The following is an 11397-nucleotide window of genomic DNA, read 5'->3' as shown; positions in this document are numbered from 1 at the left end:
GAGCCAGGATCAAACTCTCAGTAAAGATGTTTGATAAAAGCTCAAAAAGAATTTGACGTTTCGTTTTGTCCAGTTTTCAAGGAACAATCTAAGTTGTTTTCTAAGCGACTTTAATATTCTACTGCAAACAAATACTATTGTCAACAACTTTTTCAAATCTGTATTTTTAAGCAGGCATTTAATTAGCCAACGAATAATACTATACCATGTATTTGGTACGAATGCAACAGCTTTTCGCCATTTATTTTTCAAACAAGCTGAAGCCTGCTCTCTTTCAGCAAAACAAGAAAAAGGCTTACCGCTGGCCGTAGCCAATACAATTCACAAAAAACCAGCCGCTTGAACGTTAATATTATATTAAAATGATGTTTACAAAAAGCAGCGGTTCCTGCCCCGCTGCTTTTTGTAAGTTTTGCTTTGCTTAATCCCTGCTTTTCATTAACGGGAAGAGCAGCACGTCCCGGATAGACGGGGCATTGGTCAGCAACATGACAAGCCGGTCAACGCCGATGCCGAGTCCTCCTGTTGGCGGCATGCCGTATTCCAATGCTTCAATAAAGTCTTCATCCATTTGGTGCGCTTCGTCATTCCCCTGCTCGCGCTCTTTCAGCTGGTTCACGAAACGTTCGCGCTGGTCGATCGGGTCATTCAGTTCGGTGAAGGCATTGGCATGTTCACGGCCGACAATGAACAGTTCAAACCGGTCTGTAAACCGCGGGTCTTTTTCATTTTTTCTAGCAAGCGGCGAGATTTCGACCGGGTGCCCGTAAACGAAAGTCGGCTGGATCAGTTTTTCTTCTACCCTTTGCTCGAAAAATTCATTGACGATATGCCCGTATTCCATATGTTCCGTGATTTCAATATGGTGTTCTTTTGCAAGTGCCCTTGCTTCTTCGGTGCTTGTCACATTCCAGAAGTCGACGCCCGTATATTCTTTAATTGCATCGACCATATGCAGGCGGCGCCATTCCGGTTCAAGATTTACTTCATGTTCGCCGTACCGGATGGCGGTGGTGCCGAGTACTTCTTTTGCTGTGTGCACAATCATGTTTTCAGTCAGCTGCATAATATCGTTAAAATCCGCATATGCTTCGTACAGCTCAAGCATCGTGAATTCCGGGTTATGGCGGGTATCGATTCCTTCATTGCGGAAAACGCGGCCGATTTCATAGACTTTTTCCAACCCGCCGACAATCAACCGTTTCAGGTGGAGTTCAATCGCAATCCGCATATAAAGGTCGATATCGAGCGCATTGTGATGGGTGATAAACGGCCGTGCAGCCGCCCCACCTGCAATGGCATGCATCATTGGCGTTTCGACTTCCAAATAGCCGTTCTTGTTCAAATAATTGCGGATGGACTGGATAATGCGGCTTCTTGTAATGAACGTGTTTTTACTTTCTTCACTCATAATCAGGTCGAGATAACGCTGACGGTACCGCTGCTCGATGTCCCGCAGGCCGTGGAATTTATCCGGCAACGGGCGCAGCGCTTTTGTTAACAGAATAAATTCTTTGACTTTGACGGACAATTCGCCCACTTTTGTCCGGAAAACCGTGCCTTTAAGCCCGACAATGTCGCCAAGGTCCGTGCTTTTGAATAACTCGTACTGTTCTTCGCCGACTGCGTCCTGGCGAATATAAAACTGGATTTGCCCTTTCAAGTCCTGGATATGGGCAAACCCGGCCCTTCCTTTCCGCCGTTTTGTCATGATCCGCCCGGCAATGGCAACTGGAATCTCTTTTTCTTCCAGTTGTTCTTCCGTGCATTCACCGTATTTTTGTTTTAATTCTTCCGTGTCGGTTGTCCGTTCAAAACGCTTGCCGAACGGGTCCACCCCTTTTTCGCGGAGCGCCTCCATTTTTTCTTTCCGGACCAGATACTGTTCATTTATATTTTCGCCACTCATCTTTTTTCCTCCAATCGTTAAAAATGCCGGCCAATATGATAGAAAAGGAAAGACGTCTTTCCTTATTTTCCGCCCTCTTCAAGTATGAAAGGTTCTGCCGCCCAACATTAGCCATTATAGACGTATACCTCTATTATTGTACACAATCTTTCGCGTTCAGACATCCTTTCACCAGGTTTTTTCTTTGTATGTATACAAGCAAGTACTGCCGGGATTCCTCCGGCAGTACTCCGTTACATGGCCTGTCGTTGTTTCCGTACCGGTTATACACCAATCCGTATTTCAGTATAAAGCCGCCGCCGGGTTGTTTAAAATGCCCGGGGGTACCCTTTATGGCAAGAAAGCAGTATCCCCTGTGATCTGTTTCCACAGCCGGACGCCTTCTTTGTCTGCGCATTTTTTCAGCAGCTCCGCATACGGGATTTTGGTTACAGGGTCGCAAAGTGCATTGTCCAATTCCGTGAGGGGAACCAAAACAAATGCCCGTTCATGCATGCGCGGGTGCGGAATGGTAAGATTCTCTGTTTTCATATTTTCCTGATTATACAACAAAATGTCAAGGTCTATTGTCCGCGGCCCCCAATGAATTTTCCTTTTTCTCCGTAACTTTTTTTCAATCTCAAGGCAGGCAGCGAGCAGGCCAAAAGGGGATAACCCCGTTTCAATTTTGACAGCCATGTTTAAAAACTGTCCCTGGTCTGTGTACCCGACAGGTTCGGTTTCATAAATGGATGAAGCTTTGCAAACCTTTATGCCCGGGTTGTTTCCAAGCAACCGGACGGCGTGCTGAAGATAATCAAATCGCGGTTCAATATTGGATCCGAGTGCCAAATAAGCGAGATTATCCATTCTTTCTTCTCCTTGTAATTTCTACCGCAACGGACTTGTAATGGCCGGGAATGGGCGGGTCCGGTTTGGTTACTTTGACTGTGACTTCCGCAACTTTTTCATATAAAGCGAGAATGGAAGCAGCCAGTTTTTCTGCAACAGCTTCAAGGAGCTTGAAAGGCTGCCCTTCAACAATTTTTTCCACGCATGCATAGACATCCGCATAACTGACGGTTTCTTCCAGCCGGTCGGTTTCGCCCGCCCACTTTAAATCCAGACCAAGCACGATGGATACACGGAAGCGCTGGCCCAGTTTGTTTTCCTCGGGCAATACGCCGTGGTAACCGTAAAATTCCATATCATGAATATAAATTTTATCCATCCTGTTCCCCTTTTCCGACGAGGGCGTCCATCATTTTCACCATTCTGCTTACGGGTTTTACATCGTGGACACGGACCATATGGCAGCCTTTCATGATGCCAAAGCAGCATACCGCCCCGGTGCCTTCCATTCTTTCGCCAGTCGGCAGCCCGAGCACGCTTCCGATTATGCGCTTTCTTGAAGCAGCAAGCAGGACGGGATAGCCGAGTCCAACAAGTTTGTCGAGGTTCCGCATCATTTCCATGTTTTCCTGAAAACCTTTCGCAAACCCGATACCCGGATCGAGGATGATTTGCCGGTCTTCGACACCTGCTTTTTTTGCAATCGTAATGCTTTCATACAGATCGTTCAAACAGTCCCGCATAAAATGTTCATATTGCGGGTTTTCGCGGTTATGCATTAAAATAATCGGAACATCGTACTGTGCGGCTACATCGGCGATTTCCGGATCCCGTTTTGCCCCCCATACATCATTGATGATATGTGCGCCCGCTTTTATTGCTTCTTCCGCAGTTCTCGCTTTATACGTATCAACAGAAAGCGGCGCCTGGACTTTTCCTGCCACAGAATGAATGACCGGCAAGATTCTGTCCAGTTCTTCCTCCGCTGATATCGGCTGATGCCCCGGCCTTGTCGACTCTCCGCCAATATCGAGCAGATCGGCACCGTCCTGTACCATCTGATACGCATGTTCCACCGCTTTTTCAGGCTGAAAAAAATTCCCTCCGTCCGAAAAAGAGTCGGGCGTTACATTTAATATGCCCATCACATAGGTTTTTCGGGTAAAGTCGAACGTAAACGGACCACACTTCAACTTCTGTTCTCCCCTTTTCTCAGTTCAATAATTATAGTCTACCACATCCGCAGCCGGGGATTAATACGATATGCAAAGATGCCGGCTTCCCGCAGCGGGCCCGGGTCCTGCACTGAAAATCCCAATCTTTACTGTTCAGGCAGGAAGGGGGTTGCGTTTCAACCCGCATACATAGGTTTGCGAAAAGAAAAACCCGCGGGGGCCGTTCCTCCGCGGGTTTTGCCGTTCTTAGTCTTCAAACTGGTAAAGCGGGGTACTCAAATAGCGTTCGCCGGTATCCGGAATGATGGCAAGCACTTTTTTGCCTTTGCCGAGTTTTTTCGCCACTTCAAGCGCGGCATAAACAGCAGCGCCGGAAGAAATCCCGCCGAGAATGCCTTCTTTTGCAGCTGTATCTTTTGCCGCTTTGAAAGCCTGGTCCGTTGTGACACGGATAATTTCATCGTAAATTTCTTTATCGAGTGTTTCAGGGACAAAGTTGGTGCCGATCCCCTGGATTTTGTGCGGGCCCGGTTTGCCTTCAGACAACAGCGGGGAGTCATCCGGTTCAACCGCATAAATTTTGATGCCCGGATAAGCTTCGCGCAGCGCCTGGCCAGCCCCTGTAATCGTTCCGCCGGTGCCGACACCGGCAACGAATGCATCGAGCTGGTCTCCCATTTGTTCAATAATTTCTTTACCGGTTGTCAAACGGTGGATTTCCGGGTTGGCCGGGTTTTTGAATTGCTGCGGCATAAAATAGCCGTTTTCTTTTACAAGTTGTTCCGCTTTGTTTACTGCACCTTTAATGCCTTCAGAGCCCGGGGTTAAAACGAGCTTTGCCCCGTATGCACGCAGCAGGCTGCGGCGTTCCATGCTCATTGTTTCCGGCATGACAATGACAGCTTTGTATCCTTTTGCAGCCGCAATCATTGCAAGCCCGATTCCCGTGTTGCCGCTTGTCGGTTCAACAATGGTGTCGCCTGGTTTTAAGCGCCCTTTTTGTTCAGCGTCTTCAATCATTGCAAGGGCAATCCGGTCTTTGACACTGCTGGCCGGATTGAAATATTCCAGCTTCAAATAAACTTCTGCATCATTTTCATTTGTCAGACGGTTTACTTTTACAACCGGTGTGTTGCCGACCAATTCAGCAACAGAGTTCACATACTTTGCCAAAATCATCCACTCCATATTCCGAGTATTTTTATTGGTTTAATATCTAAAAATTAACATCTTTTTACGCAATTGTCAACCAAAACGCCTTGCTATTCTATGACAAAGTGCCTAAGAAAACGGAAACGGCAAAGAGTCGCTTTTTTAGCCACTGGCGCCGGGTCTTCTTGATCAAACGGCGGGGCAAGCTTCCGGCAATCGAACAGGCCGGCCCCGGTTAGCCAACTTGGTTAAAAGCTGCCTATTCGCGCTCGAGGGGCCCGCATTCATCTGAAAAGGAAGGCCGTTTTGCTGAAAATCTCCTGCCCTCACGGCTTTTACCTTACCCTTTTGCTTCTTCAAGCATTTGTTCCAGATCTTCACGACTGAAATGGTATTTTTGGCGGCAAAAATGGCAGACGGCTTCAGCTTGTCCGTCTTCCTCGATCATGTCCCGGAGCTCCTGTTTGCCGAGGCCGATCATGGCAGAAGCAAATTTTTCTTTGGAGCAGGTGCATTCAAACCGTACTGCCATTTTCTCCAATATCTGCACATTTTCTTTGCCGAGCAGATTTGCCAATATTTCTTCCGGCGAAAGCCCCTCGCGGATGAGTTCGGAAATCGGCGCGGTATCGGAAATTTTATTTTCAATTTCCGAGATGACTTTCTCGTCTGTTCCCGGCATCAACTGGATGATAAACCCGCCGGCAGCCAGAATCGTGTTGTCAGGATTGACCAGCACCCCGACACCGACTGCAGATGGCACTTGTTCGGAAGCGGCAAAATAATACGTAAAATCTTCGCCAAGCTCGCCGGATACAAGCGGAACCTGGCCTGAAAAATGCTCGCGCAGTCCGAGGTCTTTCACAACGGTAAGCGTCCCGTCTGTCCCGACTGCACGCCGGACATCCAGCTTTCCTTTTTTGTTTAAATCAAAATGGGTTTGCGGATTGGTAACATAGCCCCGGACTTCCCCGTGTGCATTCGCATCTACCAGAATGACACCGATCGGGCCGCCGCCTTCCACTTTGATCGTAATTTTTTCATCCCCCTTCAGCATGGCCCCCATCATCGCCCCTGCTGTTAACGTTCTGCCCAGCGCGGCGGAAGCCGTCGGCCAGGTGTAGTGCCTCCGTTGCGCTTCTCCAACGGTTTCCGTTGTGTCCGCAGCGTATGCCCGGACCTGTCCGTCATACGCTAATGCTTTAATTAAATAATCCGCCAAAAGAAAAATCCTCCTTTAATGCTGTAAGTTTCGGTTATAAATCAAGTGCAACCCTTTTAAAGTCAAAAATTGGTCGACAATATCAATGCTTTTTGATTCTTTTGCAATGAGGGGCGCATGCCCGCCTGTTGCAATGACGACCGGGTCTTTTTTACTTTTTGCTTTCATCCGGGACACGATACCTTCAACCTGCCCGACATAGCCGAAAACAATGCCTGCCTGCATGGCGCTGACGGTGTTCCGGCCAATAATATCATCCGGGCTCGCGATTTCTATCCGGGGCAGTTTTGCCGCTCTCGAGTACAGGGCTTCCGCCGAGATGCTGATGCCCGGCGCAATGGCTCCCCCCATATACTGCTTTTCCTCGTTAATATAACAATAAGTGGTTGCTGTCCCGAAGTCGACAATAATTAACGGGCTGCCGTATTCGTGGATGCCGGCGACTGCATTGACAATCCGGTCTGCCCCGACCTCACGCGGATTATCATATTTAATGTCGAGCCCTGTTTTAACCCCCGGGCCGACGATCAGCGGCGAAACGTGGAAATATTTGCTGCACATCCGCTCCAGTGCGTACATGATCGGGGGCACCACAGAAGAAATAATAATGCCGGTAATATCTTTAAAGTGAATGCCGACATGGCGGAACAAGGCTTTCATGGACATGCCGTATTCGTCTTCTGTTTTATCCCTTACTGTTTGAATGCGCCAATGGTATTTTAATTCATCTTTATCGTATACACCTAATACAATGTTTGTATTCCCAACATCGATCACCAATAACATTATGCTCACCACTTTGTTTTTCTGTTTAGTTTTTATGCAACCATCATACCATAATCTCCGTGATTTAGAGAATGCTTTCATTTGGTTCCCGCTGCCATAAAAAAACACCGCCTTTTTTTCAGACGGTGCTTTTTAAAGTGGTTTTACACAATATTAAAGCTGGTCATCATCTGCCGGTCTTGACGGCCCCAGTTTCCCCGGGCGCTTTTCTTCCGGCATCCCGTTATCCGAATTATTTCCGGCACCTGGATCCACTTCTTTTATGCCGCCCTGCTTCGGCTGCAGGTTCACGCGCGGCTCGGTCCCGCCGATTTCAGCCGGATCCTGTGGCTTCGCAGACGGTTCTGGCAACGTGCCGTGTTCAAACAGATGCTTGATTTGTTTAGCATCCAATGTTTCCACTTCAAGCAGCGTTTTTGCGATCAGCTCCAGCTTGTCGCGGTGTTCGAGCAAGATCTGCCGTGCCCGTTCATAACAGGTTTTGATGATATTTTGAATTTCCGTATCAATTTCGTAAGCAATTTTATCGGAATAATTTTGGTCATTGTTAATGTCTCTGCCCAAAAATACCTGGCCTTGCGAAGAACCGAACTGGAGAGGGCCGAGCTTATCGCTCATCCCGAATTCAGTTACCATCCTTCTCGCAATGCCGGTTGCGCGTTCAAAGTCGTTGGATGCACCCGTTGACACTTCACCGAACGTAATCTCCTCGGATACACGACCGCCAAGAAGCCCCGTAATCTTATCGAGCAATTCCGGTTTTGTCATGAAGTAACGGTCTTCCTTCGGCACCATCATCGCATACCCGCCGGCCTGTCCGCGCGGCACAATGGTCACTTTCTGGACAATTTCCGCTTCATCGAGCACGAGCCCGATAACGGTATGCCCAGATTCATGGAAGGCCACAATATTGCGTTCTTTTTCTGAAATGACCCGGCTCTTTTTCGCCGGTCCGGCAATGACGCGGTCTGTCGCTTCATCAATGTCCTGCATGTCAATTTTTTTCTTGGAAGCCCTCGCCGCAATCAACGCTGCTTCATTGAGCAGGTTTTCCAAATCGGCTCCGGAAAAACCCGGTGTCCGCTGGGCAATCGCTTTTAAATCGACGGACGGGTCAAGCGGTTTATTGCGCGCATGGACACGCAGTACAGCTTCACGCCCGTGGACATCCGGCCGGTCAACCGTAATCTGGCGGTCAAAACGCCCCGGCCGCAGAAGCGCAGGATCAAGAATATCCGGGCGGTTTGTTGCCGCAATAATGATGATCCCTTCATTGGCGCTGAATCCGTCCATTTCAACAAGCAGCTGGTTCAACGTCTGTTCGCGTTCATCATGACCGCCGCCGAGCCCTGCACCACGCTGGCGCCCGACTGCGTCAATTTCATCAATAAAGATAATACAAGGCGCGTTCTTCTTCGCATTTTCAAACAAATCACGAACCCGGCTTGCACCGACACCGACAAACATTTCGACAAAATCTGAACCGCTGATGGAGAAGAAAGGAACCCCTGCTTCACCTGCAACTGCCCTTGCCAGCAATGTTTTACCGGTTCCCGGAGGCCCGACAAGTAGTACGCCTTTCGGTATACGGGCACCCAGTTCGGAAAACTTACGCGGATCTTTTAAGAATTCGACGACTTCGACAAGTTCCTGTTTCTCTTCATCCGCGCCGGCAACATCACGGAAACGGACTTTCTTTTTGTCGTCATTGTAAAGCCTTGCTTTGCTCTTCCCGAAATTCATGACACGGCCGCCCCCGCCCTGTGCCTGATTCATCATGAAGAAGAACAGAATGAAAATAATCACGAACGGAATAATGGACGTTAGGAAAGAAACCCATCCATTCGTTTCTTTTGCCTGGAGGACATCGACTTTCACTTTTTGATCGTGCGCCGCTTTATCGATCCGGTTCAGCATGGACTGGTCATCCATGACATACGTAATAAACTGTTTATTGCCGTCTTTCAGCAGGCCCCGGATCTCATAAACGCCCCTTGAAGGCTGCGTTGTTATACTCTTTACACTGCCATTATCCAAATAAGAAACAAATTGATCATAGGATATCGTTTCCGTCGTTTCGTTGCTGCGGTTAAAAAAACTTACGATCCCGATCAAGACGACAAATAATAATACGTAGAAAATTGTATTTCTGAAGATCCGATTCATTCCTTACCTCCTCCCACGGTCTTAAAAAACTATATTCAATAGTACTATAGTGGTTTTTAATTTAACAATATTTTGCACCCGTTTTTCATCTTTTTTTCACAGACCGTCTGCTTTTCCATACATATAGCCTGAATTTCACAAGGATAGTCCTCTTTTTCCGGAATTCTTATTCCCCCTCATGGGTATAAACAGCCGGCTTCAGGATGCCGATATACGGAAGGTTGCGGTATTTTTCCGCATAATCAAGGCCGTATCCGACAACGAATTCATCCGGGACAATGAAACCGACGTAGTCAGCCTGGATGTCCGCTTTCCGTCCCGATGGTTTGTCGAGCAATGTGACGATTTTAATGGATTTTGCTTTCCGGTAGCGGAACAATTCAACCAGGTAACTGAGCGTCATCCCGCTGTCAATAATGTCTTCAATAATCAAGACATCGCGCCCTTCCACCGAGGTATCCAAGTCTTTTAAGATTTTGACTTCCCCGGATGAAACAGTGGAATTCCCGTAGCTCGATACGTCCATAAAATCCATTTCCAAATATGTATCAATATGCTTGACAAGATCGGCCATAAACATCATGGCGCCTTTTAATACCCCGATTGCAAGCGGAAATCTGCCATCATACTCCTTCGTCAGCTGCTCCCCCAATTCCTTTACTTTTCGCTGGACTTCCTCTTCTGCAATTAGGATTTTTTCAATATCCTGATTCATCTTGCGATTGCCCCCTAGAAGTTGTTTGCTTACAATAGTGCACGACATAATAGGTTTCATCAGGTAAAATAAGCCCGGATTCAAATTTTGCTTTTTTCAGATTCGGAAGCCACAGGATGTTCCCTTTTGAATCGGTTACAACCGGCCACAAATCCCGCTCCGGCTTTGAAATTTTCTCATCAATAAATATATCTTTTACCTTTTTTGAACCATTTAGTCCTTTTGCTTCAATTCTGTCCCCCGGTTTCCTTGTACGGACAATAAGGGGGAGAGAAGTGTCGTTTATGTGTAATAATAGCATATTCTTTGGCAGGGATGAATATGAAATTTTGCTTTTTACAAGCTTTATCGTATACCCGTTCGGCAGATCAATCTTCATCCCTTCATCCAAGACGTATTGATATGCAGAACGGGCGGGGCGGCGCCCGAAAGAAAAGGCCATGCGCCCGTAATCCCTTACAGCCTTTAATCCGCCGGGGAGATCGGCGCTCCCGGACGGATTGGAGCCTGAAGCCAGTTTTAAAACGGCATCTGTATGTATCGCTGTGACGTCTTTTATGTCTTCATTGTAAAGATATTTTAATATTAGATGAATCGCCCGCCTTTGTAAAGGCATAGGCATCTCTTTGAACTTCCGGAGATCGAGCGTGCAAGTTCCGGGCCCTGTTTCCGCCATCTGCTTTAATTTCTCCTGCGCCAGCCCGTAAAGATAGGTTTCATCTTCCAAAAGCTCTTCACTGAATCTTTGAAAATGCAAATGGGCCCGCGGGTTTTCTTTTTGTAGAAAAGGCAGTACGGACGCGCGAAACCGGTTTCTTGCAAAGGCGGGGGATGCGTTGCTTTCATCGGTGCGCGGCTCCAGATGATAATGGGCGCAGTAATCTATGATTTCTTTTTTGGCCGTGCCCAACAGCGGGCGGATGATGTCACCCTTTGCAAACGGCCGGCGAAACGGAATGCCTGCCCTTCCCTTTCCGCCTGCGCCCCTGGTAAGCCGCATAAGCACCGTTTCCATCTGGTCATCGCCATGGTGGCCCAGTACAACTTTATTGGCGCCGGTTTTCTCCATTGCTTCAGCGAGAAAAGCGTACCGGTATTTTCTCGCTGCCTCTTCAATGCCAAGGCCTTCTTCCTCCGCTTTTTCCAGCACCGGGATTTCTGCCGTTTCACAACCGATACGGCAAGATTCACAGAAGCTTTTGACAAACAAAAGGTCTTTACGGGACGCTTCCCCTCTTAGCATATGGTTGACATGGGCGGCTGTTATCTTTACACGGAAGCGCTCTATCCGCGAAGTGAGAAAGTGGAGGAGCGCAAGGGAATCCGGCCCGCCGGAAACCGCTACGAGCAAATGGTCTCCCGCCTCAATCAGCTGGTGTTTCCTGATAAAATGGAATACGTTGTCCTCAAATGCGAGCATAAAACCTGTCCTTTTCGGTAC

Annotated in this window: 10 protein-coding genes; all 10 read right to left on the bottom strand. The window is 47.9% G+C overall.

Going from position 1 to position 11397, the window contains the following annotated elements:
- Positions 1 to 421 precede the first annotated feature (421 nt).
- Positions 422 to 1909 (bottom strand): lysine--tRNA ligase, encoded by a 1488-nt coding sequence (gene lysS, locus IC21_RS15150; RefSeq protein ID WP_019722065.1) that lies wholly within the window; start codon positions 1907 to 1909, stop codon positions 422 to 424.
- A 330-nt stretch (positions 1910 to 2239) separates the two neighbouring features.
- Complete coding sequence (gene folK / locus IC21_RS15145; protein WP_013858028.1) at positions 2240 to 2758, bottom strand: 2-amino-4-hydroxy-6-hydroxymethyldihydropteridine diphosphokinase; 519 nt, start codon at positions 2756 to 2758, stop codon at positions 2240 to 2242.
- Entirely contained in the window at positions 2751 to 3119 is a 369-nt protein-coding gene (gene folB / locus IC21_RS15140; RefSeq protein WP_029141882.1) for a dihydroneopterin aldolase, read from the bottom strand. The genes folK and folB overlap by 8 nt, the downstream gene beginning before the upstream one ends.
- Positions 3112 to 3933 (bottom strand): dihydropteroate synthase, encoded by an 822-nt coding sequence (folP, locus tag IC21_RS15135; RefSeq protein WP_029141383.1) that lies wholly within the window; start codon positions 3931 to 3933, stop codon positions 3112 to 3114. The genes folB and folP overlap by 8 nt, the downstream gene beginning before the upstream one ends.
- A gap of 228 nt (positions 3934 to 4161) precedes the next feature.
- A complete protein-coding gene (cysK, locus tag IC21_RS15130; protein ID WP_014096549.1) occupies positions 4162 to 5088 on the bottom strand; it encodes a cysteine synthase A in 927 nt (308 codons plus the stop codon).
- 319 nt (positions 5089 to 5407) lie between these two features.
- Positions 5408 to 6289 carry an Hsp33 family molecular chaperone HslO gene (hslO, locus tag IC21_RS15125; protein ID WP_017553408.1) on the bottom strand — a complete coding sequence of 294 codons (882 nt, stop codon included), beginning with the start codon at positions 6287 to 6289 and terminating at the stop codon, positions 5408 to 5410.
- Positions 6290 to 6304: 15 nt separating this feature from the next.
- Entirely contained in the window at positions 6305 to 7075 is a 771-nt protein-coding gene (locus IC21_RS15120; protein ID WP_017553409.1) for a type III pantothenate kinase, read from the bottom strand.
- A 153-nt stretch (positions 7076 to 7228) separates the two neighbouring features.
- Entirely contained in the window at positions 7229 to 9241 is a 2013-nt protein-coding gene (ftsH, locus tag IC21_RS15115; RefSeq protein WP_029141883.1) for an ATP-dependent zinc metalloprotease FtsH, read from the bottom strand.
- Positions 9242 to 9407: 166 nt separating this feature from the next.
- On the bottom strand, positions 9408 to 9956 hold the full coding sequence (gene hpt, locus IC21_RS15110; protein WP_013858021.1) for a hypoxanthine phosphoribosyltransferase: 549 nt from the start codon (positions 9954 to 9956) through the stop codon (positions 9408 to 9410).
- The gene (gene tilS / locus IC21_RS15105) at positions 9940 to 11376 is read right to left on the bottom strand and encodes a tRNA lysidine(34) synthetase TilS (RefSeq protein ID WP_013858020.1); all 1437 of its coding nucleotides are present in this window, start codon (positions 11374 to 11376) and stop codon (positions 9940 to 9942) included. The genes hpt and tilS overlap by 17 nt, the downstream gene beginning before the upstream one ends.
- Positions 11377 to 11397 lie beyond the last annotated feature (21 nt).

Source organism: Heyndrickxia coagulans DSM 1 = ATCC 7050 (genome assembly GCF_000290615.1).
Taxonomy (GTDB): Bacteria; Bacillota; Bacilli; order Bacillales; family Bacillaceae_C; genus Weizmannia; species Weizmannia coagulans.
Note: the sequence above shows the minus strand (reverse complement) of the source record. Positions and strands in the feature narration are given on the sequence as shown.